Origin of the sequence: Pseudomonas sp. RGM2987 (assembly GCF_022952855.1) — a bacterium.
In the GTDB taxonomy this organism is placed as follows: Bacteria; Pseudomonadota; Gammaproteobacteria; order Pseudomonadales; family Pseudomonadaceae; genus Aquipseudomonas.
Genome location: NZ_JALJDX010000161.1, coordinates 1 through 21,898 on the forward strand (window position 1 = coordinate 1; position 21,898 = coordinate 21,898).

Annotated in this window: 23 protein-coding genes and 1 pseudogene; 12 read left to right on the plus strand and 12 right to left on the minus strand. The window is 62.8% G+C overall.

What is annotated here, in order from left to right; translation table 11 throughout:
• Nucleotides 1-167: 167 nt before the first annotated feature.
• Genes RGM2987_RS07415 through RGM2987_RS07440 form a run of 6 tightly spaced genes read right to left on the minus strand, consistent with a single transcriptional unit; the run spans nucleotide 168 to nucleotide 4,775 of the window.
• Entirely contained in the window at nucleotides 168-872 is a 705-nt protein-coding gene (locus RGM2987_RS07415) for an HAD-IA family hydrolase (protein ID WP_245139451.1), read from the minus strand.
• Complete coding sequence (gene xerC, locus RGM2987_RS07420; protein ID WP_245139479.1) at nucleotides 869-1,768, minus strand: tyrosine recombinase XerC; 900 nt, start codon at nucleotides 1,766-1,768, stop codon at nucleotides 869-871. The genes RGM2987_RS07415 and xerC overlap by 4 nt, the downstream gene beginning before the upstream one ends.
• 2 nt (nucleotides 1,769-1,770) lie before the next feature.
• Nucleotides 1,771-2,496 carry a DUF484 family protein gene (locus tag RGM2987_RS07425; protein WP_245139452.1) on the minus strand — a complete coding sequence of 242 codons (726 nt, stop codon included), beginning with the start codon at nucleotides 2,494-2,496 and terminating at the stop codon, nucleotides 1,771-1,773.
• A gap of 13 nt (nucleotides 2,497-2,509) precedes the next feature.
• On the minus strand, nucleotides 2,510-3,340 hold the full coding sequence (gene dapF, locus RGM2987_RS07430; RefSeq protein ID WP_245139453.1) for a diaminopimelate epimerase: 831 nt from the start codon (nucleotides 3,338-3,340) through the stop codon (nucleotides 2,510-2,512).
• Between the two features lie 4 nt (nucleotides 3,341-3,344).
• Complete coding sequence (gene lysA / locus RGM2987_RS07435) at nucleotides 3,345-4,592, minus strand: diaminopimelate decarboxylase (protein ID WP_245139454.1); 1,248 nt, start codon at nucleotides 4,590-4,592, stop codon at nucleotides 3,345-3,347.
• A 9-nt stretch (nucleotides 4,593-4,601) separates the two neighbouring features.
• The gene (locus RGM2987_RS07440) at nucleotides 4,602-4,775 is read right to left on the minus strand and encodes a lipoprotein (protein WP_214999771.1); all 174 of its coding nucleotides are present in this window, start codon (nucleotides 4,773-4,775) and stop codon (nucleotides 4,602-4,604) included.
• A gap of 185 nt (nucleotides 4,776-4,960) precedes the next feature.
• Here RGM2987_RS07440 and cyaY point away from each other — a divergent pair, with 185 nt between their 5' ends.
• The 3 genes from cyaY (at nucleotide 4,961) to rnk (ending at nucleotide 6,231) form a co-directional block, all read left to right on the plus strand.
• Nucleotides 4,961-5,293, plus strand: coding sequence for an iron donor protein CyaY (cyaY, locus tag RGM2987_RS07445; protein WP_245139455.1), 333 nt, complete (start codon nucleotides 4,961-4,963; stop codon nucleotides 5,291-5,293).
• 4 nt (nucleotides 5,294-5,297) lie between these two features.
• On the plus strand, nucleotides 5,298-5,516 hold the full coding sequence (locus RGM2987_RS07450) for a DUF1289 domain-containing protein (RefSeq protein WP_245139456.1): 219 nt from the start codon (nucleotides 5,298-5,300) through the stop codon (nucleotides 5,514-5,516).
• A 304-nt stretch (nucleotides 5,517-5,820) separates the two neighbouring features.
• Nucleotides 5,821-6,231: a nucleoside diphosphate kinase regulator gene (gene rnk / locus RGM2987_RS07455; protein WP_245139457.1), complete on the plus strand. Its 411-nt coding sequence runs from the start codon at nucleotides 5,821-5,823 to the stop codon at nucleotides 6,229-6,231.
• 13 nt (nucleotides 6,232-6,244) lie between these two features.
• Here rnk and RGM2987_RS07460 read toward each other — a convergent pair whose 3' ends face one another.
• The 3 genes from RGM2987_RS07460 to RGM2987_RS07470 all read right to left on the minus strand — a co-directional run bounded on the left by RGM2987_RS07460 (nucleotide 6,245) and on the right by RGM2987_RS07470 (nucleotide 10,036).
• On the minus strand, nucleotides 6,245-9,088 hold the full coding sequence (locus RGM2987_RS07460; RefSeq protein WP_245139458.1) for a class I adenylate cyclase: 2,844 nt from the start codon (nucleotides 9,086-9,088) through the stop codon (nucleotides 6,245-6,247).
• A gap of 176 nt (nucleotides 9,089-9,264) precedes the next feature.
• The gene (locus RGM2987_RS07465) at nucleotides 9,265-9,510 is read right to left on the minus strand and encodes a TIGR02647 family protein (protein ID WP_214999781.1); all 246 of its coding nucleotides are present in this window, start codon (nucleotides 9,508-9,510) and stop codon (nucleotides 9,265-9,267) included.
• Between the two features lie 241 nt (nucleotides 9,511-9,751).
• Complete coding sequence (locus RGM2987_RS07470) at nucleotides 9,752-10,036, minus strand: hypothetical protein (protein WP_245139459.1); 285 nt, start codon at nucleotides 10,034-10,036, stop codon at nucleotides 9,752-9,754.
• 125 nt (nucleotides 10,037-10,161) lie between these two features.
• On the opposite strand from RGM2987_RS07470, the gene RGM2987_RS07475 reads away from it, so the two are divergent.
• Nucleotides 10,162-10,821, plus strand: a complete 660-nt coding sequence (locus RGM2987_RS07475; protein WP_245139460.1) for a glutathione S-transferase — start codon at nucleotides 10,162-10,164, stop codon at nucleotides 10,819-10,821.
• 137 nt (nucleotides 10,822-10,958) lie between these two features.
• Here the strand turns inward: RGM2987_RS07475 and argH are convergent, their stop codons facing one another.
• Nucleotides 10,959-12,353, minus strand: coding sequence for an argininosuccinate lyase (gene argH, locus RGM2987_RS07480; RefSeq protein ID WP_245139461.1), 1,395 nt, complete (start codon nucleotides 12,351-12,353; stop codon nucleotides 10,959-10,961).
• A gap of 463 nt (nucleotides 12,354-12,816) precedes the next feature.
• Here argH and RGM2987_RS07490 point away from each other — a divergent pair, with 463 nt between their 5' ends.
• The 7 genes and pseudogenes from RGM2987_RS07490 (at nucleotide 12,817) to rsd (ending at nucleotide 19,351) form a co-directional block, all read left to right on the plus strand.
• Complete coding sequence (locus tag RGM2987_RS07490; RefSeq protein WP_245139462.1) at nucleotides 12,817-13,563, plus strand: LytTR family DNA-binding domain-containing protein; 747 nt, start codon at nucleotides 12,817-12,819, stop codon at nucleotides 13,561-13,563.
• Between the two features lie 137 nt (nucleotides 13,564-13,700).
• A complete protein-coding gene (gene hemC / locus RGM2987_RS07495) occupies nucleotides 13,701-14,642 on the plus strand; it encodes a hydroxymethylbilane synthase (RefSeq protein WP_245139463.1) in 942 nt (313 codons plus the stop codon).
• A pseudogene (locus tag RGM2987_RS07500) lies at nucleotides 14,639-15,385 on the plus strand (uroporphyrinogen-III synthase); the annotation flags it as partial. The gene hemC and the pseudogene RGM2987_RS07500, both read left to right, overlap by 4 nt.
• 36 nt (nucleotides 15,386-15,421) lie before the next feature.
• Complete coding sequence (locus RGM2987_RS07505; RefSeq protein ID WP_245139480.1) at nucleotides 15,422-16,555, plus strand: uroporphyrinogen-III C-methyltransferase; 1,134 nt, start codon at nucleotides 15,422-15,424, stop codon at nucleotides 16,553-16,555.
• On the plus strand, nucleotides 16,552-17,799 hold the full coding sequence (locus RGM2987_RS07510) for a heme biosynthesis protein HemY (protein WP_245139464.1): 1,248 nt from the start codon (nucleotides 16,552-16,554) through the stop codon (nucleotides 17,797-17,799). The genes RGM2987_RS07505 and RGM2987_RS07510 overlap by 4 nt, the downstream gene beginning before the upstream one ends.
• 374 nt (nucleotides 17,800-18,173) lie before the next feature.
• Nucleotides 18,174-18,716, plus strand: coding sequence for a disulfide bond formation protein B (locus RGM2987_RS07515; protein ID WP_245139465.1), 543 nt, complete (start codon nucleotides 18,174-18,176; stop codon nucleotides 18,714-18,716).
• A gap of 176 nt (nucleotides 18,717-18,892) precedes the next feature.
• A complete protein-coding gene (gene rsd / locus RGM2987_RS07520) occupies nucleotides 18,893-19,351 on the plus strand; it encodes a sigma D regulator (RefSeq protein ID WP_245139466.1) in 459 nt (152 codons plus the stop codon).
• Between the two features lie 60 nt (nucleotides 19,352-19,411).
• Here the strand turns inward: rsd and RGM2987_RS07525 are convergent, their stop codons facing one another.
• The gene (locus tag RGM2987_RS07525) at nucleotides 19,412-20,077 is read right to left on the minus strand and encodes an FKBP-type peptidyl-prolyl cis-trans isomerase (RefSeq protein WP_245139467.1); all 666 of its coding nucleotides are present in this window, start codon (nucleotides 20,075-20,077) and stop codon (nucleotides 19,412-19,414) included.
• Between the two features lie 192 nt (nucleotides 20,078-20,269).
• Here RGM2987_RS07525 and RGM2987_RS07530 point away from each other — a divergent pair, with 192 nt between their 5' ends.
• Complete coding sequence (locus tag RGM2987_RS07530) at nucleotides 20,270-21,415, plus strand: AlgP family protein (protein WP_245139468.1); 1,146 nt, start codon at nucleotides 20,270-20,272, stop codon at nucleotides 21,413-21,415.
• Here the strand turns inward: RGM2987_RS07530 and RGM2987_RS07535 are convergent.
• A complete protein-coding gene (locus RGM2987_RS07535; protein ID WP_245139469.1) occupies nucleotides 21,412-21,876 on the minus strand; it encodes a TIGR02444 family protein in 465 nt (154 codons plus the stop codon). The two genes, RGM2987_RS07530 and RGM2987_RS07535, sit on opposite strands and share 4 nt — an antisense overlap.
• Nucleotides 21,877-21,898: the final 22 nt, after the last annotated feature.

Below are 21,898 nucleotides of genomic sequence, written 5' to 3' on the forward strand. Positions count from 1 at the left end.
CCCCACAGGGGGGGTGTGTCAGGCCTGGGATCGAGTGACGCCACCGACTCAATGTGGGAGCGAGCCTGCTCGCGAAGGCGTTTCAACATCCAGCAGATGAATTGGCTGGCCCACCGCATTCGCGAGCAAGCCCGCTCCCACAGGGTTAGGCTGTGGTGTTTGCAGGTTCAGGGCTGGCTATGCCACCCCGCCAGCAACCCCGGCAGTTCGGTCAGGCTGCGGATCTCGGCATCCGGTTTGTGTTCGGCATCCCAGGGCTTGCCCGTCGGGTTGAACCACACGGCGCGCAGGCCGGCCTGCTGGGCGCCGGCGATGTCGTCGCCCGGGTGGTCGCCAATGTGCACGGCCGTTTGCGCGGTGGCGCCGCCGCGTTGCAGGGCTTCGTGGAACAGCCGGGCGTCTGGCTTGGCGATGCCGATGTCTTCGGCGCACAGGGCGAATTTGAAGTAGTCCGCCAGGCCCAGGCGACGCACGTCGGCGTTGCCGTTGGTGACCACGCCGAGGGCGAAATGGTTGGCCAGGACTTCCAGGGTCGGCTGCACTTCAGGAAAGATGTCCAGTTGATGCCGGGCGTGCAGGAACGTCTCGAACGCCTGGTCCGCCAGCTCCGACGCTTGCCACTGGTCATAGCCGGCGTCTTGCAAGGCCCGGAACAGCACCCGCCGACGCAGCGCGCTGATGCGATGCTTCAGGCCAGGCTCTTCGCGTAGCACCTGCTCGCGAATCGCCCACAGGTGCTCCACCGGCACGCCGCCCAGATTCGGTGCGTTGTCGGTCAGCCACTGGCGTAATACGGCTTCGGCGCTGGCGATCACCGGGGCGGTATCCCACAGCGTATCGTCCAGGTCGAAAGTGATGAGCTCGATGGTCATGATTCGTCGCCCTTGATGCGTTTGGCCCTGGGGTGGGCACTGTCATAGACCGTCGCCAGGTGCTGGAAGTCCAGGTGGGTATAGATCTGGGTAGTCTTGATGTCCGAGTGGCCGAGCAATTCCTGGACCGCGCGCAGGTCCTGGGAGGACTCCAGCAGGTGGCTGGCGAAGGAGTGCCGGAGCATGTGCGGATGCAGGTTCTGCCCCAGCTCGCGTTCACCGGCCGCCTTGACCCGCAACTGGATTGCCCGCGGGCCGAGGCGCCGGCCCCGTTGGCTGACGAAGACCGCGTCGTCGGCGGGGTTGGCCAGGGCCCGCAGCGGCAGCCAGGCTTGCAGCGCTTCCCGAGCCTTGCGCCCGACGGGCAACAGGCGGGTCTTGCTGCCCTTGCCGAGCACCTGGACCATGCCGTCGGCCAGGTCCAACTGATCCAGGTTAAGCCCGGTCAGCTCGGAAAGACGCAGGCCAGAGGAATAGAACAGCTCTAGGATCGCCTGGTCCCGCCGCGCCAGGAAGTCATCCTCGACGGCGCCTTCGAGCAGTTGCAGGGCGCGGTCGGTGTCGAGGGTTTTCGGCAGCCGGCGTTCGCCCTTGGGCGGTGCGAGTCCGGTGGCCGGGTCGTGATCGCACAGGCCTTCGCGATTCAGGTATTGGTACAGGCCGCGCACCGCCGACAGCAGCCGCGCCAGGCTGCGGGAGGATTGGCCCTGTTGGTGCAGCCGCGCAATCAGGCTGCGCAAGCGCTGGATGTCCAGCGCCTGCCAACTGCCGATGTTCTGCTTCTGGCACCAGCCCAGCACTTTCTCCAGGTCGCGGCGGTAGGCCGACAGCGTGTGGGGCGACACCTGGCGCTCACTGCGCAGGTGTTCGCAGTAGGCGTCCAGTTGCCGCTCCATCATCAGCGTACCGAGCGCAGCGAGCCGACAACCCGAGGCAACACGCGGCCGGTGACTTCGGCGATGTAGCTCAGGAACAACGTACCCACCGAACTCTTGTAGTGCTGCGGGTCGCGGCTGGCGATGGCCAACACACCGTGCACGCCCTGATGGGCGATTGCGACCACGGCTGTGGAACCGATCTGCTTGCGCTGTTCTTCGCCGAACAGGAAATCCAGCTCATGTTCGCGCAGGCTGCCACTGACGCTTTTGTTTTCCGTGAGCAGGCCGCCGATGGCCGTCTGTGCGTCGGCATGGGTCACCCAGCGTCCCACCGGCATGGCGTTGTCGCCGAACAGGATCAGGCTGACAAACGGCACCTGGAAATCCTGGCGCAGGCTGTCTTCGACGCTCATCACCAGGTCTTCGAGGGTGCTGGCGTCCATCAGGGCCAGGATCAACCGACGGGTCTTGTCGAAGAGCCGGTCGTTGTCCCGGGCCACGTCCATCAGGTGCGAAAGCCGGTGGCGCATTTCGATGTTGCGCTCGCGCAGGATCTTCATCTGGTGTTCCACCAGCGACACCGTGTCGCCGCGCCGGTGAGGGATGCGCATCGCCGCCAGCAACTCTTCATGCTCGACGAAGAAGTCCGGATGAGCGTCCAGGTAAGCGGCCACGGCCGCAGCGTCCGGAAGCGGGGCCGGGGATTCGTCGGGCTGCTGGGCTGGAACCTGTGGCTTGTCGGTCATGGGTTTGGCTCACTCAAAGACGAACTTGTCCTTCGTATACGCGCACTGCCGGGCCGGTCATCATCACCGGTTGGCCGGGGCCCGCCCATTCGATGGACAGGCGCCCGCCGGGCAGGTCTATGAGCAGGGGTGAATCCATCCAGCCCTGGCTGATCGCAGCGACCGCGGCGGCGCAGGCGCCGGTACCGCAGGCTTGGGTTTCGCCGACGCCGCGCTCCCAGACACGCAACTGCGCGCGGTGGCGGTCGATCACTTGCAGGAAGCCGACATTCACCCGCGCCGGGAAGCGCGGATGATGCTCGATCTTCGGGCCCAGCTCATGCACCGGGGCAGCGTTTATGTCGGTCACGCGCAATACGGCGTGGGGATTGCCCATCGATATCGCCGCCAGTTCCACTGGCGTGCCGTCGACGTCCACTGGGTAACTCAAGGCCTGGGCCGGCGCCTGGAACGGAATGTCCGCCGGCACCAGGCGCGGGGCGCCCATGTTCACGCCGATCTGGCCGTCACTGCGCACATCCAGTTCGATGATGCCGCTTTTGGTCTCGACGCGAATCTGCCGTTTGGCGGTCAGGCGCTTGTCCAGCACGAAGCGGGCGAAGCAGCGCGCACCGTTGCCGCATTGCTCCACCTCCGAACCGTCGGCGTTGAAAATCCGGTAGCGGAAATCGACGTCCGGGTTGTTAGGCGCCTCGACGATCAGCAACTGGTCGAAACCGATGCCGGTATGGCGGTCGCCCCACAGCTTGGCGTGCTTGGGCAGGATGTGCGCGTGCTGGCTGACCAGGTCGAGGACCATGAAGTCATTGCCCAGGCCGTGCATCTTGGTAAAACGCAGCAGCATGGTCTTACTCCGGCAGCAGGCTTTCGCCGGCGAACAACTCGGCTACCGTCTCGCGGCGACGCACTTCGAAAGCCTGGTCACCATCCACCAGCACCTCGGCGCAGCGGCCGCGGGTGTTGTAGTTGGAGCTCATGACAAACCCGTAGGCCCCGGCCGAATGCACCGCCAGCAGGTCGCCTTCTTCCAGCGCCAGCTCGCGGCCCTTGGCCAGGAAGTCACCGGTTTCGCAGATCGGCCCGACGATGTCGTAGGCGCGCGGGGCGGTATCGCGCGGGCGCACCGCGGTCACGTCCATCCAGGCCTGGTACAGCGCCGGGCGGATCAGGTCGTTCATGGCCGCATCGACAATGGCGAAATCCTTGTGCTCGGTGTGCTTGAGGTACTCGACCTGGGTCAGCAGCACGCCGGCGTTGGCGACGATGTAGCGGCCCGGTTCGAACATCAGCGCCAGGTCGCGGCCTTCGAGGCGCTCGCGCACGGTCTTGATGTAGTCGGCCACCAGCGGCGGCTCTTCGTCGCGGTAACGCACGCCGACACCGCCACCCAGGTCGATGTGACGCAGGTAGATGCCGCAATCGCCGAGGCGGTCGACGAGTGCCAGCAGGCGGTCGAGGGCATCGATGAAGGGTTCCAGCGTGGTCAACTGCGAGCCGATGTGGCAATCGACGCCCAGCACTTCCAGGTTAGGCAGTTGGGCGGCGCGCACGTAGACGTCTTCGGCGTCGGCGATGGCGATGCCGAACTTGTTTTCCTTGAGACCGGTGGAAATGTACGGATGGGTGCCAGCGTCGACGTCCGGGTTCACACGCAGGGAAATCGGCGCGCGCACGCCCAGCTCGGCGGCGACGACTTGCAGGCGCTCGAGCTCGTCGGTGGATTCGATGTTGAAGCAGTGCACTCCCACTTGCAGGGCGCGGCGCATGTCTTCACGGGTCTTGCCGACGCCGGAGAAGACGATCTTGTCGGCGCTGCCGCCCGCCGCCAATACACGCTCCAGTTCACCCCCGGAAACGATGTCGAAACCGGCGCCGAGGCGAGCCAGGACATTGAGCACGCCCAGGTTGGAGTTGGCTTTCACGGCAAAGCACACCAGGTGCGGCATGCCGGCCAGGGCGTCGGCGAAGGTCCGGTACTGGGCCTCGATGTGGGCACGGGAATAGACGTAGGTCGGCGTGCCGAAACGCTCGGCGATCGCGGACAAGGCAACCCCTTCCGCGAACAGCTCCCCGCCACGGTAGTTAAAAGCGTCCATGGCGTTCCCTTAGTAAGTGGTGGAGTGGGTGTCGTGCGCGTGGGCCTTGGATTGCGACGACTTGGCCTGCTCTTCAGGGGACTTGCTGTCATCAGGCAGGTACAGCGGACCTTTTTGACCACAGGCTGTCACAAGGCAGGCAACCGCGACGAGCGCAGCAAGGGAAGAGATCAGGCGCTTCATGGCGAAATCCTTGAAAATGCGTTAATTGCGCCGGAGTATACCGGCCACCCGGCAGCTTGCCTATGCAGCGGGGCTCCCGTCCGGCGGCGCTGGTGGTCGCGGTTCGGTATATCCTTTGCAATCGCCGGGAAGCGTCCGTATCTTGCGGCGCTTGAGCATGAGCAGACATTTTCGAGGTTGCCGCAATGAGTTTGAGTGAAGCCCGTTTCCACGATCTGGTCGATACCACCCAGCAAATGCTGGAGGACATCTTCGACGAGAGCGACCTGGATATCGATCTGGAAAGCTCCGCTGGCGTGTTGACCGTCAAGTTCGAGAACGGCACCCAGCTGATCTTCAGTCGCCAGGAGCCGCTGCGGCAGTTGTGGCTGGCGGCGGTGTCCGGTGGTTTTCACTTCGACTACGACGAGGAAAGCGAGCGCTGGCAGTGCGACAAGAGCGAAGAGCAACTGGGTGAGATGCTCGAGCGGATCGTCAAGCAGCAGGCGGGCGTGGATTTCGAGTTCGAAGGCTTGTGACCTCATGAGTCAGACCGCTCCGGCGCGGCCGCCCAAACCGCTCTACAGCAACGTCAGTCCTGCCGTTCCGTCACCGTGTACCAGTGTGTGCAAGCTGGATGAGCACAAGGTTTGCCTCGGCTGTTTGCGCCACGTCGAGGACATCCGCGAATGGCGTTCGGCCGATGATGAGCGGCGGCGGGTGATCTGTGCCGAGGCGCTCAAACGCAGCTCTTTGAGATAACCATTCGCCTTGCAGGCTTTTGTGGCGAGGGAGCTTGCTCCCGCTCGGCTGCGCAGCAGTCGCAAGATGTGGGGTCGCTTCGCAACCCAGCGGGAGCAAGCTCCCTTGCCACAAGGGTTCGGCGTCGTACATCCGGTAGTCTGTAAGCTATCTATTGGTACGGCTGGACCCTGCCCGGCTTGTTTATTTATTGAGCTGTGTTAGTGTCCGGCAACGCCTCAACTCATCGAGGCCCGTGAAAACCCCGTCTTTTTGTGGCGGGGTTTTGCTTTTTTCGTGCAGAAGAAAGGAGTCTGCCTGGATCATGACCGCACCTTCCATCACCCTTACCCGCCTGGACGTACAACGTCTGGAACGCCTGATCGACAGTCTGGATGAAACGCTGCCGGGCGTGATTGCGTTGCAAACCGAACTCGATCGCGCCGAGACCCTGGTGGGCCACGATGAAGTGCCCGCCGATGTCGTGACCATGAACTCGCGCGTGCACTGCCGAGAGGAGGGCAGTGGCAAGGACTACCACCTGACCCTGGTTTATCCACAGGACGCCAATGCCGACGCAGGCAAGATCTCGATCCTGGCGCCGGTGGGCAGCGCCTTGCTGGGCCTGAAGGTCGGCCAGCACATCGACTGGCCGGCCCCGGGCGGCAAGACGCTGAAGCTCACTTTGCTGGACGTTGAATACCAGCCCGAAGCCGGCGGCGACTTCCACCTCTGAGCCGCCGCTTGCCTCAGGCCAGGGCCAGCGCCTCGTTCAGGGCGCGCTCCAGATCGGCCTTGTAGCGCAGGTACAAATTGCTTGAACAGGCACCGTCACCCACCAGGCCCGAGAGGTCCAGGTCAGTGATGTAGCAGCGATAGCGCTGGGCTTCGCGGCGCTGTCCGACGATCTCCCGGGCGACCACGCGAAACAGCTGGTCGCCGTGCTCCAGCTCGGAAAACTCCTGCTGATCGCAGTACAGGGTGACGTGCACCTGGCCGTGCGTCGCCTTGCCGATGATCGCCTGCACGTCATAGAACGGCTTGTTCACTGGCGTCTGCGGCGCCTGTCGCGCCTCCACTCGCCGCGCCCGTCCACTGCCCGAGGGCAGTAATTGGTAGTACAGGGTTTCCAGGCTCAGCGGCTGGGCGTTGTCCATCGGCAGCAACGCGTCGCGGCGGTACAGCACCGATTGCAGGAAGCGCTGCAACGGCACCAGCAGGCTGTGGTCGTCGTGATACGGCAAGTGCTGCTGCCACAGGGCATTGAGCTCATCGAGCACATACAGGTCGGCTTCGTCTTCGTTGATCCGGTAGAACACCTGGATGCACTCGGGCTGGCCCATGGGCAGCAGCACCGCCAGGTCGTGGTCTTCCAGGGCCATCGGGTCCAGGTGCAACGGGCTGTAGGCGCTCAGTTCCTCACCCAGGTAATCGGTCAGCGCCGACAGGCTGGCCAGCGCCACGTGGTTGACCTGGCCGGGCACCAGTTCGAGCACGTGGTAGTGCTGCTGCACCTGAAGAAGGTAGCGATGGTTGAGCCTGCTCAGCAGCAGGGTCTGCGCCGTCTCGAACACTTCTTCGACCCGGCGGGCAATGAACTGCGCACGGTTGTGGCAGAAGCACCGGACGCGCAGACGCGGTTGGCGCTGGGTGCCGGGCAGGTCGTTGAGGTAGTCGCGCAGGCAGTCGAGCAGGGCGTGTTCACCGTCGAAGCGATTGACCAGCACTTCACTCCAGCTGTTGAGCGTGACCTGGTCGAGAGTCAGCACCAGGTTCTCCCGCACGCCGGCGTAGCTCAGGGAGTCGGTGCGCTCGGTGGTCATCAGGATATTGAGGTCGCGGTGATGCTTGAGCGGGTCCACGCCGACGTTCACCAGGATCAGCACCTCGCCGGGGACGCTGGCCCGCAACAACTGTTCTTCGTCGACCGTGGCCAGGGGCAGGGCGATGGACTGTTGCAGGCTGCCCAGCAGGTTGAACAGTTCGAACTCGCTCAGGTCGCTGCTGCCAGGATGGAGCGCCAGGCGCGTGCTGCTGTCGATCACACCGTTGCGATGACACCAGGTCAGCAGCTCCAGCAACTCGCGGCAGCGCTTGATCGGCGCAAAGTTCTCCCATTCCAGGGCGTTGAGGCTGCCGTTGTACAGGCCCCACTGGTTCTGGCCCGGCTCTTTCTTGTTGGGTGACTGGACCAGGGTCAGGGTGTCTTCGGCCAAGTCCGGGGCGATACCCGGGTTGATGAACTCGACCTTGTCGGCCTTGCGCTCGAACGCCGCGTACAGCCGCCGGCCGAGGACATTCAGATCGCGTTTGTTGATCAGGCTGACGGTTTTCTCGGTACGGGCGAACTGGGTCAGGAAGCGGTAGCTGTGGGTCAGCTCGTTGACCAGCGCCCGCCGTTCGTGGCTGACCTGGCGCACCTTCCACTGGCTGCGGCTGTCCAGCAGCGCCAGTTGCCGCTGGTCCCAACCCCATTCCTTGGCCAGGCGTTCCAGCAGCGTGCGCTGCCAGCCACTGCTGCGGGCGGAGCCTGTGAGTTTGCGATTGACCTTCAGGTACAACGCTCGACGAATCAACTCCAGGCGTTCGGATTCGCCCCGGGAATTGAGGTATTCCTCGAGCCGGCGGTAGACCACCATGTACGGGTCCAGCTCTTCCAGGTCCAGGCGGTTGGCGAACACCGCCTGTTTGAAGCGCAGGCTCAGGCAGCGCACGTTCGGGTGCTCGCTGGCATAGACCTCGGTCAGCAGCAGCTTGAGCACCGACTTGTAGGGCGACTCGATACCTTTAAACAGTTGCCAGAGCCCGGCGCCAATGAACTCCCCCGGCGGAATGTAGGCCAGGTGTCCGAGATCGAGGGTTTCATCGGCGCGGATGAAGCGCTTGGAAATCAGCGTATGGGTGTATTGCTCGTAGTTCTCTTCTTCATAGACCGGCACCAGCCACCAGATCGGCGTCCGCCCGGCCAGCCAGATCGCGGTGCGGTAGAACTCGTCCAGCAACAGGTAGTGCTGGGTCGTGCCGCAATTTTCGGAACTGAGCTGAGTGTCCCGCTCGCCCTGGACGAAGCGCGCCGGGTCGATCAGGAAAAAGTGCGCTTCGGCGCCCTGGGTCGCGGCCCAGGCTTCCAGCAGCTGGCATTTCTTGCTCAGCTCGGCCAGTTCGTCGTCGCTCAGGTCCGGCCCATGGCAGACCCATACGTCCATGTCGCTCTGGTCAGCCTGGGCCAGGGTGCCGAGGCTGCCCATCAGGAACAGGCCAAGAATCGGTCGCGGCGGGTTGCTGCCATGGCGCGGCTTGTAGGAAAACGAACGGGTCAGCCGCTGGGCTTCGGCGAGAACGCTGGCATCGGGCTCATAGTTCGACAGCCCCGCCGGTGTGCTACCGGAGACGTAGCCGGGCAGCAACGGATGATTGACATGGAAAAACAGCGGCAACAGCGTCAGCACGCCTTGCTGGCGCGGCGACAGGCCTTCCAGGGCGCGCTCCATCCGCACGCTGTTGAACTTGAGAAAACGCGCGCGCAGCTGGCTCAGGACCTTGCGGTCGATTCCCTCGTCCAGATCAGGGCGTATTTCGTGGTTGCGGGTCATGTCAGCTCAAACCGGCTCGCGGCGTCGAACGTGGGAGATCAGGGGTAATGGAAGTTTAGCGTCCGGGGCCGGGAATTCTTAAGCTGAAAATAGGATTTGGATGTCAGATTTTTCACGCAAGGCGCCCGCGCCTGCGGAAATCCGGCGAAGCAGATTTCCGTGGGCGACAGGGGGAATCAGGCGGCTTCTTGAACGCTGAGTATCGTCAGCACGGTTTGCACATTCTGCGCGGCGTCTCGACCCAGGCTGGTCAGGTAACCACCGTCGGGTTGGCTGATCAGCTCTTTTTCGTACAGGCGTTGGGCAGCGGCAATCGCTTTAGGGGCAGCGGTCTGATGGATTTTCAGGCCTTCCTGGGAACTGTCCAGGTTGAAGAGTGCGAGGATTTCCAGTTCGGCAACCAACTCAGGGGTAAGCGACATAAGGACTCCAGACTTTCTAGGAATTTGGACGACAGCGTCACTAAGGTGAGCGCACTCGGCCGACCTGTCCAGTGTCAGAGGCAGGCTTTTTTTGTTTTGAGCGATCAGATGCGAAACTTTTGGTGCGAGGGAATCTGTTGTGGCGAGGGAGCTTGCTCCCGCTCGACTGCGAAGCAGGCGCAGATTTTTGGAGTTGCTTCGCAACCCGGCGGGAGCAAGCTCCCTCGCCACAGCTGCGGGTTCAGTTCCTTTCTGGCGGCAACTCAGGCAACTCACGCAGCGCGGTTTCGTACCATTGGGTATTGAACGGGCGATCTTCTTCGAGCATGGCGTCGATCTCATAAGCCAGCACATGGGCCATGAGGTTGAGAATGTCGTCGCGCTCGTAGCCGACCAGGGTCAGCTTGTTGAACGTGGCCTTGGCCGCAGGCGGGTTTTCGCTTTCGATCTGGTTTTCAATGGCTTCGATCAGCGTCGATTCGACGAATTCTTCTTCGTCGTTGTCGATGTCGGTTGGCTCGCTCATGGCCGGCTCCTGTGGGAAAGCCGCCAGTCTACCTGCATTCAGCGGCGTGATGCTTGTGGCGAGAAAGGGGCGGGCGGTTTATAACCCAAGGCTGCCAACCCCACACGGCCTGGAGGCGTCCTGCAATGCTCAAGCTATACGGTTTCTGCGTCAGCAATTATTACAACATGGTCAAGCTGGCGTTACTGGAGAAGGGCGTGCCCTTCGAAGAAGTGCCGTTCTACGGCAGTCAGGCTCCCGAAGTGCTGGCGATCAGCCCTCGCGGCAAGGTGCCGGTGTTGAAGACCGAGCAGGGGTTCGTCAACGAAACCAGCGTGATCCTTGAGTACATCGAGCAAACCCAGGCGGGCAAGCCCCTGCTGCCAAGCGATCCGTTCGAGCGCGCCCAGGTATTGGCCCTGTGCAGGGAGATCGAGCTATACATCGAACTGCCCGGTCGGGCCTGCTATGCCGAGGCGTTTTTCGGTATGCCGGTAGCCGATGCCATCAAGGAAAAAACCAAGGCGGAACTGCTGCTGGGGTTCGCCTCGCTGGGCAGGCACGGCACGTTCTCGCCGTATGTGGCGGGCGACCGCTTGAGCATTGCCGATCTGTACTTTCTCTACAGTGTTTCGCTGGCGTTACAGGTGGGCAGGAAACTCTTCGATATCGACTTGCTGGCGGACATGCCAGCGGCCAAGGCGTTGATGGAGCGTCTGGAGCAGAACCCGCATGTGCAGCGGATTGCGGCGGACAGGGACGCGGCGATGCCGGAGTTTTTGGCGATGGTTGCTGCCAAGAGGTGAGTTTGTAGCGTCTGAGCGGACGCCTTCGCGAGCAAGCCCGCTCCCACATTGGATCTCCATCAGCTCATAGAGCCTGTGTTCACTGAAGATCTACTGTGGGAGCGGGCTTGCTCGCGAAGCTTTTCGCTTTTCGGCTTCTAGCGGCTGGCGAGCAACGCCTGGCCGCGCACTGCCGCCGCCTTGACCTGCGCCGGCGCCGTGCCGCCGATGTGATCACGGGCATTGACCGAACCTTCGAGGGTCAGCACCGCAAACACGTCCTGCTCGATCTGGTCGCTGAACTGGCGCAGTTCGTCCAGGCTCATTTCCGCCAGGTCCTTGCCGTTAGCCACGCCATACTTCACGGCATGGCCGACGATTTCGTGGCAATCGCGGAACGGCAGGCCACGGCGCACCAGGTAGTCGGCCAGGTCGGTGGCGGTGGAGAAACCACGCAGGGCGGCCTCGCGCATTACCGCGTGCTTGGGCTTGATGGCCGGGATCATGTCGGCAAAGGCCCGCAGCGAGTCGCGCAGGGTGTCGGCGGCGTCGAACAGCGGCTCCTTGTCTTCCTGGTTGTCCTTGTTGTAGGCCAGCGGCTGGCCTTTCATCAGGGTCAGCAGGCCCATCAGCGCGCCGAACACCCGGCCGCTTTTGCCCCGCACCAGTTCCGGTACGTCGGGGTTTTTCTTTTGCGGCATGATCGAGCTGCCGGTGCAGAAGCGATCCGGCAGGTCAATGAACTGGAATTGCGCGCTGGTCCACAGCACCAGTTCCTCGGAGAACCGCGACAGGTGCATCATCGCGATGCTGGCGGCGGCGCAGAATTCGATGGCGAAATCGCGGTCCGAGACATTATCCAGGGAGTTGCCGCCCACGGCGTCGAAGCCCAGCAGTTGGGCAGTGTATTCGCGGTCGATCGGGTAAGTGGTGCCCGCCAGCGCAGCGCTGCCCAGGGGCATGCGATTGGTGCGCTTGCGGCAATCGACCAGGCGTTCGTAGTCGCGGCTGAGCATTTCGAACCAGGCCAGCATGTGGTGCCCGAAGGTCACTGGCTGCGCGGTTTGCAAGTGGGTGAAGCCGGGCATGATGCTTTCGGCCTCGCGCTCGGCCTGTTCCAACAGGCCTTTTTGCAGGCGGGTGATTTCGCCCAGGATCAGGTCGATTTCATCGCGCAGCCACAGGCGGATGTCGGTAGCCACCTGGTCGTTGCGGCTGCGGCCGGTGTGCAGCTTCTTGCCGGTCACGCCGATGCGGTCGGTCAGGCGCGCTTCGATGTTCATGTGCACGTCTTCGAGATCGACACGCCAGTCGAACTGGCCGGCCTCGATTTCAGCCTGGATGGTCTTCAGGCCGTCGATGATGCTGTCGCGCTCGGCATCGGTCAGTACGCCGACCTTGGCCAGCATGGTGGCGTGGGCGATCGAGCCCATGATGTCGTGGCGATACAGGCGCTGGTCAAAGTTGACGGAGGCGGTGAAGCGGGCGACGAAGGCGTCGACGGGTTCACTGAAGCGGCCGCCCCAGGACTGATTGGTCTTGTCAGTGCTCATGAATTCGCTCGTGATCGGCTGTTGAGAAATTAGCGGTTAAAGGCTGCGGCGGATGATAGCAGGGTTGCCGGGGCTGGCGCTGGCACTGGTCGGCAGGTTTTTCCATGGCAGGTGGGCATTCGAAGAACGTTTTGCGGCAACGATATTTTTCGATTGAGCAATATCGTTCCGGCAACCGTCTACAGTGGACGATAGGACTGTAGTTTTTTCCATCCAGGGCGCACCGGACGACTACTAAGAAGGGGGAGCTCATATTGATCAAATCGAATGTCAACAATCCCTACGGCGACGCCGTGCGACAACGGGCCCCGGGTAACGGTCGGCAAGCGCTGGTAAAGATAGACAACCGCCTCGCGGCACTTTTTGGCCCTCGGACCAGTCTTAGCGTGGATCGCGGTGACGCATGTCACTTGCCCTGTCTACGCTATCCTTGTGCGAGACTCACGCAGGAATCCAGCGCAATATGAATGTCCTGATCGTTGATGACGAACCACTGGCCCGCGAGCGCCTGAGCCGAATGGTTGGCGAGCTCGAGGGTTACAGTGTCCTGGAGCCGAGCGCCACCAATGGCGAAGAGGCATTGGCCCTGATCGACAGCCACAAGCCGGATATCGTGCTGCTCGACATTCGCATGCCTGGCCTGGATGGCTTGCAGGTTGCGGCGAAGTTGTGCGAGCGCGAGTCACCGCCGGCGGTGGTGTTCTGTACCACACGCGATGACTTCCCACCCGAGGTGTTGCAGGCCGGCTCCGTGGGCTATCTGCTCAAGCCGGTGGCGTCCGAGGCGTTGGCCGATGCCTTGCGCAAGGCCGAGCGACCGAACCGGGTGCAACTGGCGGCGTTGACCCGTCCGGCCGCGGAAAGCGGCAGCGGCCCGCGCAGCCACATCAGCGCCCGCACCCGCAAAGGCATCGAACTGATCCCGCTGAACCAGGTGGTCTACTTCATCGCCGACCATAAGTACGTGACCTTGCGCCACGAGAGCGGCGAAGTATTGCTGGACGAACCACTCAAGGCGCTCGAGGACGAATTCGGCGAGCGCTTCGTGCGCATCCACCGCAATGCCCTGGTGGCCCGCGAGCGTATCGAACGCTTGCAACGCACGCCCCTGGGACACTTCCAGCTGTTTCTCAAGGGCCTCAATGGCGACGCGCTGATTGTCAGCCGGCGGCACGTGGCCGGCGTGCGCAAGATGATGCAGCAGCTTTAGCCCGGTGTTCGAGGGCTTCCAACGTGTTTCATCAGAGGATACTGGCGGCCAGGGAGGCCTTGGGGTCGTGATTCAAGTCAAAGCGGTTTTGACTGAGCTGTTATTATCTGCCGTATCTTTTAAATACGGATTGATCCATGTCCTCTCGCGAGATCCGCATCGCCACCCGTAAAAGTGCCCTGGCCCTCTGGCAGGCCGAGTACGTCAAGACCCGTCTGGAAACCGCCCATCCCGGTCTGGTCGTGACCCTGGTGCCCATGGTCAGTCGCGGCGACAAGCTGCTGGACTCGCCGCTGTCGAAAATTGGTGGCAAGGGCCTGTTCGTCAAGGAACTGGAAACCGCCCTGCTGGACAACGAAGCCGACATCGCCGTGCACTCGATGAAAGACGTGCCCATGGACTTCCCCGAAGGCCTGGGCCTGTTTTGCATTTGCGAGCGGGAAGATGCACGCGATGCGTTCGTATCCAACGCCTTCTCCAGCCTTGATGCGTTGCCTGCCGGGAGCGTGGTCGGTACTTCCAGCCTGCGGCGCCAGGCGCAGTTGCTGACGCGCCGCCCGGATTTGCAGATCCGCTTCCTGCGCGGCAACGTCAACACGCGGCTGGCCAAGCTTGACGCCGGTGAGTACGACGCGATCATTCTCGCCGCCGCTGGCCTGATTCGCCTGGGCTTCGAAGACCGCATCACCTCGGCCATCAGCGTCGATGACAGCCTGCCGGCGGGCGGGCAAGGGGCGGTGGGCATCGAATGTCGCAGCGTCGACAGCGACATCCACGCCTTGCTGGCGCCGCTGCACCACGAAGACACCGCCACCCGAGTCTTCGCCGAGCGCGCCCTCAACAAGCATCTCAATGGCGGCTGCCAGGTGCCGATTGCCTGCTACGCCGTGCTCGAAGGCGAGCAGGTCTGGTTGCGTGGCCTGGTGGGCGACCCCAATGGCGGTCGGTTGCTCAGCGCCGAAGCCCGGGCGCCGCGCCGCGATGCCGAGGCGCTGGGCGTGCGGGTGGCCGAAGACCTGCTGGGCCAGGGCGCCGATGAGATTCTCAAGAAAGTCTATGGCGAGGCTGGTCACGCGTGACGGGCTGGCGGCTGCTGCTCACCCGGCCGACGGAGGAGTCGTCGGCGCTGGCGGCTGTCCTGGCCGACGCGGGGATATACAGTGCCAGTTTGCCCTTGCTGGATATCGAGCCGGTGCCGTTGTCCGATGCCGGCCGGGCGATGGTCCAGGCGCTGGACCAATATTGCGCAGTGATCGTGGTCAGCAAGCCCGCCGCTCGCCTGTATGTCGAGCTGCTGCGTCAGTACTGGCCCCAGCCACCGGACTTGCCGTGGTTCAGCGTCGGCGCCGCCACGGGGCAGATTCTTGCCGACGCCGGCCTGACAGTGTCTTATCCCGACAGCGGCGATGACAGCGAAGCCCTGCTCGAACTCCCTGGGCTGCGCCAAGCGATCGACCGTCCCGAACCACGGGTTCTGATCGTGCGTGGCGAGGGGGGGCGCGGCTTGCTGGCAGAGCGTTTGCGCGAGCAAGGTGCTAGTGTCGATTACCTGGAATTGTACCGACGCAACCTGCCGCGCTACGGCGAAGACGAGCTGCCGGCGAAAGTCGAGGCGGAACGCTTGAACGCGCTGGTGGTCAGCAGTGGGCAGAGCTTCGAGCATTTGCAGCGGCTGGCCGGCGATGCCTGGCCGGCCCTGGCCCGGTTACCGTTGTTTGTTCCAAGCCCACGGGTTGCCGAAATGGCGCGTGCCGCCGGTGCCCGAACAGTTGTGGATTGTCGCGGCGCCAATGCCGCGGCTTTGCTGGCGGCGTTACGGGAACACTCCGTGCCGTTTTCTAATGCAAAGGATGGATACGTGAGCGAAACAGCCTTGCCAAACGAAGAACAAACCCAGCCGGCCATCGATGCGCCGGTTGAAAACCCGACCCCGGTGGCGCCGCGTCGCGGCAATGGGCTGGCAATCGTTGCCTTGTTGCTCGGTGCCGCCGGCATAGCCGTGGGCGGCTGGAGCGTCTGGCAACTGCGTCACCTGCAGACCAATAACCAGCAGCAATCGGCCCAGGTCCAGGCGCTGAACGATCAGGCCCAGACCCTCAAGCTCAATGAGCAGCGCCTGAGCGAGCGCCTGGCGCAATTGCCGCCGGCCGAAGAACTGGAAGAGCGACGGCGCCTGGTGGCCCAATTGCAGGGTGATCAGCAACACCTGAGCCAACGCCTGGAAACCGTGCTTGGTGCCAGTCGCAAGGACTGGCGCCTGGCTGAAGCCGAGCATCTGCTGCGCCTGGCCAGCCTGCGCCTTTCCGCCCTGCAAGACATCAGCAGTGCCCAGGCGTTGGTCCAGGGGGCCGACGAAATCCTGCGCGAGCAGAACGACCCAGGTTCATTCGCCGCCCGTGAACAACTGGCCAAGACCCTTGCTGCCTTGCGCAGCACCGAGCAGCCGGATCGCACCGGGCTGTTCCTGCAGTTGGGCGCGCTGCGTGACCAGGTGTTACAGCTCTCCGAACTGGCGCCGGAATACAAGGACCGTGGCGAGTCGTTGCTGGGCCTGACGGCCGACGGCGATGGCGCCAGCCGCTGGGCCCAATGGTGGGACCAGATCTCGCACTACATCCGCATCGATTTCAACGCCGACGAGAACGTCCGCCCACTGCTGGCCGGGCAGAGCCTGATGCAAGTGCGCCTGGCCTTGAGCCTGGCCCTGGAGCAGGCGCAATGGGCGGCTCTCAATGGCCAGGCACCGGTGTACACCCAGGCGTTGACCGAGGCGCGTGACGTGCTCAAGAACAACTTCAACCAGGACAATCCGCAGAGCAAAGTCATGCTCGAACGGGTGGTTGAGCTGTCCCGCCAGCCAGTGACCGTGGTCACGCCGGACCTGACGGGCACTCTGAGCAGCGTCCAGGCCTACCTTGAGCGTCGTAACCTGAACGCCGAAGAGTCGGTCAAGCCGCTGCCCAAGGCGGGCGAGCAGGAGACCACGCCATGAAGCGTCTCTACGTGATTCTGTTCGTGGTTATCGCTGTCGCTGCGTTGTTGGGCGTGGCGATCGCCGAGCACTCGGGTTACGTGCTGGTGGCGTACAAGAATTTCCGCTATGAGGCCGGGTTGTGGGTGACCCTGGCGCTGGTGGCGGTGCTCTGGTTGGCATGGCGTGGCATCAGCGCGTTGATCGGGCTGGTGACGACTTCCAGCGGTGTGGTCAATCCGTGGTCGCGGCGCAATCGCAGCCGTCGTGTGCAGGTGGCGATCGAGCATGGCCAGTTGGACTTGGCCGAGGGGCGCTGGGCCAGTGCCCAGCGCCATCTGCATCGCGCCGCCGAAGCCGAGCGCCAGCCGTTGCTGTATTACCTGGGTGCCGCCCGGGCCGCCAATGAGCAGGGGCTCTACGAGCAGAGCGACAGTCTGCTCGAACGCGCCCTGGAACGTCAGCCCCAGGCGGAGCTGGCCATCGCACTGACGCACGCGCAATTGCAGACTGATCGGGGCGACACCGAGGGCGCGTTGAGCACGCTGAAAGCCATGCACGAGCGTCATCCCCATAACGCCCAGACCCTGCGGCAGTTGCAACGGCTGCATCAGCAGCGCGGTGACTGGTCGGCGGTGATCCGGCTGTTGCCGGAGCTGCGCAAGGATAAAGTCTTGCCCGCCAGCGAACTGGCTGAGCTTGAACGTCGGGCCTGGGGCGAGAACCTCAGCCTGGCGGCGCACCGGGAGGAGGATGGCAGCATTGGTCTGCAATCGCTCAACCGCGCCTGGCAACAGCTGACTTCCGCCCAGCGCCAGGAGCCGGCGTTGGTACTGGCCTATGCCGAGCAACTGCGGCAACTGGGCGCCCAGGTCGAGGCCGAAGAAGTGCTGCGGGTCGCGCTCAAGCGCCATTACGACAGCCATCTGGCGCGTCTTTATGGATTGGTTCGTGGTAGTGATCCGACCCGGCAATTGCAAACGGCCGAAGGCTGGCTCAAGGAGCATCCGGCAGACCCAGGCCTGTTGCTGACGCTGGGACGCCTGTGCCTGCAAAACAGCCTGTGGGGCAAGGCGCGCGATTACCTGGAAGGCAGCCTGCGAATCCAGCGCAACCCGGAAGCCTGCGCCGAACTGGCGCGGCTGCTGGCGCAGCTGGGTGACGCCGAGCGCAGCAACCAGTTGTTCCAGGAGGGGCTGGGGTTGCTGGACGAGCGCCTGCTTGCCGCACCGTTGCCGGTGCCGGCGCAGGTTCTTCCTACTTGATACAACAACCATCGTGGCGAGGGAGCTTGCTCCCGCTCGACCGGTCCGACGCCTCGGGCGCAGCAGTTGCAAATGCGCGTCGCGTTGAATGGGGCTGCGTTGCAGCCCAGCGGGAGCAAGCTCCCTCGCCACAGGGTTGTCGATATTCTTGAGTTTGCACCTGCGCCTTGAAGAGTGGCGATGCCAAATGATCCAGGGCAAATACAGGGCTTGAGGGGGGCTTCAGCAAAGTCCTACAGCTAATCGCGCACAATCCTCTTTTGCCTGTCGGGAATTCCCTACATCCCTGGTGAAGTGTCTGCCGGGGCCCGCCTTGAAACGCTTGACGCCTTTCCTCTAACGTAACTGCTTGTCTCTTCTGTTACGGAACCGCCATGTCTTTGGCTAGCTCACGCTTCTCGTTTCTCATGGCTTCCATCGCCTCTGCCCTGGCCTTGGGCATCGCCAGTTACCTGGAATACTCGGTGGGCCTGAAGCCTTGCAGCCTGTGCGTCTTGCAGCGGTTGTGCCTGATGCTGTTCCTGGTGAACAGCCTGGTGGCATGCGTACATGGCCCAGGGCAGTGGGGCAGTGTTGGCTATGCGGTAATGGGGTTGGTGACTGGGTCGGCGGGGGTGATCCTGGCAGGGCGACAGGTGTTGCTGCAAAGCGCTTCGCTCGAGGCGTTACCCGATTGCATGGCCCAACTGACGAAGGTGCACTCCTGGTGGTGCGCCCTGCACCGCGTACTCGCCGGGGCGGTGGACTGCGCGAATATCACCTGGACGTTGTTGGACTTGAGCATTCCCGAGTGGAGCCTGCTGTTTTTTCTCGCGGTGTCCATGGCGATGACCTACCTGCTGCTGCGCCTTGCCTGGAATGCTCTGGTACGACCGCTTGGTGGCGAAACGTCGCAGTGGGTCCGGGCCTTGGATTAAACACTTGTATGAACTTTATCTCCTGCGTACCTTGAAGCCGTTGTCGTGCGGGCATAATCTGGCCCGCACGTGTTATTGGAATCGTGCCACTCGATCATGTTGTGTCTGGCTTGTTCCTGATCTTTTCAGGCGTATGCAGGCTGCGAGGGGCATGACTCACAAGGGAAGAAATCACCATGCTCGAAAGTTGTCAGAATGCTCAGGAACGCTGGGGTGGGGTGCACCTGCTGATCGATCGCTGGTTGCAGGAGCGGCACGAGCTGGTTCGGTCCTACGATGCGCTGGGCGACAAGCCCGAGGCATTGAGCGAAAGCCGCAAACCCTTGCAGGAGTTCTGTGGTGTGCTGGTTGACTACGTATCAGCCGGGCATTTCGAGATTTACGAACAGCTGACGGGCGAGGCCAAGGCGTTCAACGACAAGCGCGGCCTGGAACTCGCCGAGCAGATCTATCCGCGCATCGACGTCATCACCGAAAAGCTGCTGGCGTTCAACGACCTGTGCGATGAAGGCAAATGCGTCGCGGAGAAATTCAAGGAACTGGGCGGTCTGCTGCACGAGCGTTTCGAACTGGAAGATTGCCTGATCGAAGTGCTGCACAACGCGCACAAGGAAGAAGCTGCGGTCCAGGCGTGACGCAATCGCGGTCATGAAAAAACGGTACGCATTGCGTACCGTTTTTTTGTTTGGGCGGTATCAGCCCGTCGCGCCCAGCAACTCGATTTCAAACACCAGCGGCGTGAAAGGCGGGATCACATCTCCGGCCCCTTCGGCGCCATAGGCCTGGGTCGAAGGAATCACCAACCGCCACTTCGCGCCAACCGGCATCTGCGGCAGCGCGCTGCGCCAACCGTCGATTACGCTGTCGAGGTTGAACCACTGCGCCTGGCGATTGGCATCGAATACGGTGCCGTCCGGCAGCCGTCCGGTGTAGAGCACCTGGACTTTGCCATGGGGGCCGGCCTTGGCTCCTTTGCCTGGCTTGAGTTCGGTCAGCAGGATGCCGTCGGCGAGTTGCTGGACGCCGGGACGGTTTCGCTCTTCATTGAGAAATTTCTGTTCCGTTTTCAAGGCCGCTTCGATCTGCGGCGTTGCCGACTGCGCCGTCAGCTGCGCCTGATGCTCAGCGAGAATCTGCTCGATGCGTTCGTCCTTCAGGGCCAGCGGCTTGCCCAGATAAGCCTGTTGCAGACCCTCCAGCAACGCCTGGATCTGCAGGCCCGGAACGTCCTGGCGCAAGCGCTCGCCCAGGCTCGCCCCCAGGCTGTAAGCCAGGTCGTGGGCATCGTTTGCGCCGGTTTTCTCCACGGCCTGAGCCATGGAGCCAACCATGCACAAGCATAAAAACAGGTGACGCGACATGTGTGGTCTCCGACCTCGAATCGAGGAATTATGCCAGTGCCGATCTATGTTGAGGTGGATTGCTCAAGGCGTGGGTGCAGAAGATTTTTCGTACCTTGCAACGCAACGCCATGTGTACTGTCAACATGCCCTAGCGGCGGTTGCAGCAGAGGAATAGTATGAGCCGCACTCACGTCAGTCAGGAGGTAAACCATGTCGGCCACCAAGAAGCCAGTAAACACTCCGTTGCACTTGCTCCAACAACTCTCGGGCAGCTTGCTCGAGCATCTGGAAAATGCCTGCTCCCAAGCCCTGGCTGATGCTGAAAAACTGCTCGCCAAACTGGAAAAACAACGCGGCAAGGCGCAGGAAAAACTGCACAAGTCGCGCACCAAACTGCAAGGCGCCGCAACCGCCGGCAAGGCCAAGGCACAAGCCAAGGCCAAGGACGTTGTGAAAGAACTCGAAGACTTGCTCGATGCCCTGAAGGATCGTCAATCCGAAACCCGTGCCTACATCCTGCAACTCAAGCGTGATGCCCAGGAAAGCCTGAAACTGGCCCAGGGTGTTGGACGCGTGCAGGAAGCTGCGGGCAAGGCCCTGGCCGTTCGTGCTGCCAAGCCTGTCGCTGTATCGGCCAAGAAACCGGCCGCTAAACCTGTTGCAGCAAAAACACCGGCCAAAGCGGCTGCCAAGCCTGCTGCGAAAGCACCGGCCAAGGCAGCCAGCAAGCCGGCGGCCAAATCGGTCGCTGCCAGCGCTGCAAAACCTGCGGCGAAAAAAACCGCCGTGAAGGCTGCCGCCAAGCCAGTTGCTAAAACCGCAGCCGCCAAGCCTGCTGCCAAGCCAGTCGCAAAAACTGCCGCTAAACCTGCGGCTAAAACCACCGCTGCCAAACCTACTGCAACCAAAGCTGCCGCGGCCAAACCTGCCGCTGCTAAGCCGGCTGCCAAGCCTGCGGCCACCAAGACCGCTGCGGCCAAACCCGCGGTGAAAGCAACTGCCAAGCCTGCCGCCGCCAAAGCGCCGGCTAAAACTGCGGTCAAGCCTGCTGCCAAAACCGCTGCGGCAAAACCTGCGGCCAAGCCAGCCGCCGCGAAAGCAACCGCCGCTAAACCAGCCGCCAAGCCAGCTGTTGCAAAACCTGCCGCTGCAAAACCTGCCGCCAAACCAGCGGCGAAACCTGCCGTGAAAAAACCAGCCGCCGCAAAACCTTCGACTGCACCAGCCGCCAAGCCTGCGACCTCGGCTCCGGCTCCAACCGCTGCTCCTGCCCCAACCGCCAGCACTTCGGCGCCGACAGCCAGCCCATCCGCACCCGCTGTCTCGGGCACCAGCACCCCAACCAGCGCTTCCTAAGTGCCGGACACCGCGACGCGCAGCTGATGCAGCGCGTCGTGGTTCGGGGGGCCTTCCATCCTCGCCAATGCCTCCAGCCATCGGGCTGAATCGTGCTGTTGCGTCCCGGGCCATTCTGCGGCCGCCGCCTCCAATCGCTCCAGCAAACGCCGCTCGGCTTTCAGCTCCAGCTCCTTGATCTGTTCGCGCAAACTGTTCAGATCCGCGTCTTGAAGAGCTCTGTTTTTCCATTCAATGCGCAGGGCCCGCAAGGGTTGCACCACCTCAGCGTCCCAGGATCCAGACAATTGCCGAAGCTGTTGCAGCCGTTGTTCGTTGCAGGCCACGCCGCGCTGTTCCAGCCACACGCCGCACAGCAGCAGGCAGACATTGACGCCTTCGTCCTGTAGTTCCAGGCAGGCGTGCTCTACGCCAGGCCTGGCGTAAAGGTCGAGGGAGAATTTCCACAGGTCAGGGGACATCGTGCTACTCGCGCCAGTTACG

Bases quoted from the DNA above. Each gene is read 5' to 3' on its own strand.
- RGM2987_RS07525 (WP_245139467.1), bottom strand. From the start codon at position 20,077: ATGTCGCGTCACCTGTTTTTATGCTTGTGCATGGTTGGCTCCATGGCT.
- RGM2987_RS07515 (WP_245139465.1), top strand. From the start codon at position 18,174: ATGTCTTTGGCTAGCTCACGCTTCTCGTTTCTCATGGCTTCCATCGCC.
- RGM2987_RS07450 (WP_245139456.1), top strand. From the start codon at position 5,298: ATGAGTCAGACCGCTCCGGCGCGGCCGCCCAAACCGCTCTACAGCAAC.
- RGM2987_RS07465 (WP_214999781.1), bottom strand. From the start codon at position 9,510: ATGTCGCTTACCCCTGAGTTGGTTGCCGAACTGGAAATCCTCGCACTC.
- RGM2987_RS07475 (WP_245139460.1), top strand. From the start codon at position 10,162: ATGCTCAAGCTATACGGTTTCTGCGTCAGCAATTATTACAACATGGTC.
- dapF (WP_245139453.1), bottom strand. From the start codon at position 3,340: ATGCTGCTGCGTTTTACCAAGATGCACGGCCTGGGCAATGACTTCATG.
- xerC (WP_245139479.1), bottom strand. From the start codon at position 1,768: ATGGAGCGGCAACTGGACGCCTACTGCGAACACCTGCGCAGTGAGCGC.
- rsd (WP_245139466.1), top strand. From the start codon at position 18,893: ATGCTCGAAAGTTGTCAGAATGCTCAGGAACGCTGGGGTGGGGTGCAC.
- RGM2987_RS07415 (WP_245139451.1), bottom strand. From the start codon at position 872: ATGACCATCGAGCTCATCACTTTCGACCTGGACGATACGCTGTGGGAT.
- RGM2987_RS07510 (WP_245139464.1), top strand. From the start codon at position 16,552: ATGAAGCGTCTCTACGTGATTCTGTTCGTGGTTATCGCTGTCGCTGCG.
- RGM2987_RS07440 (WP_214999771.1), bottom strand. From the start codon at position 4,775: ATGAAGCGCCTGATCTCTTCCCTTGCTGCGCTCGTCGCGGTTGCCTGC.
- argH (WP_245139461.1), bottom strand. From the start codon at position 12,353: ATGAGCACTGACAAGACCAATCAGTCCTGGGGCGGCCGCTTCAGTGAA.
- hemC (WP_245139463.1), top strand. From the start codon at position 13,701: ATGTCCTCTCGCGAGATCCGCATCGCCACCCGTAAAAGTGCCCTGGCC.
- rnk (WP_245139457.1), top strand. From the start codon at position 5,821: ATGACCGCACCTTCCATCACCCTTACCCGCCTGGACGTACAACGTCTG.
- RGM2987_RS07490 (WP_245139462.1), top strand. From the start codon at position 12,817: ATGAATGTCCTGATCGTTGATGACGAACCACTGGCCCGCGAGCGCCTG.
- RGM2987_RS07535 (WP_245139469.1), bottom strand. From the start codon at position 21,876: ATGTCCCCTGACCTGTGGAAATTCTCCCTCGACCTTTACGCCAGGCCT.
- cyaY (WP_245139455.1), top strand. From the start codon at position 4,961: ATGAGTTTGAGTGAAGCCCGTTTCCACGATCTGGTCGATACCACCCAG.
- RGM2987_RS07530 (WP_245139468.1), top strand. From the start codon at position 20,270: ATGTCGGCCACCAAGAAGCCAGTAAACACTCCGTTGCACTTGCTCCAA.
- RGM2987_RS07425 (WP_245139452.1), bottom strand. From the start codon at position 2,496: ATGACCGACAAGCCACAGGTTCCAGCCCAGCAGCCCGACGAATCCCCG.
- RGM2987_RS07470 (WP_245139459.1), bottom strand. From the start codon at position 10,036: ATGAGCGAGCCAACCGACATCGACAACGACGAAGAAGAATTCGTCGAA.
- RGM2987_RS07460 (WP_245139458.1), bottom strand. From the start codon at position 9,088: ATGACCCGCAACCACGAAATACGCCCTGATCTGGACGAGGGAATCGAC.
- lysA (WP_245139454.1), bottom strand. From the start codon at position 4,592: ATGGACGCTTTTAACTACCGTGGCGGGGAGCTGTTCGCGGAAGGGGTT.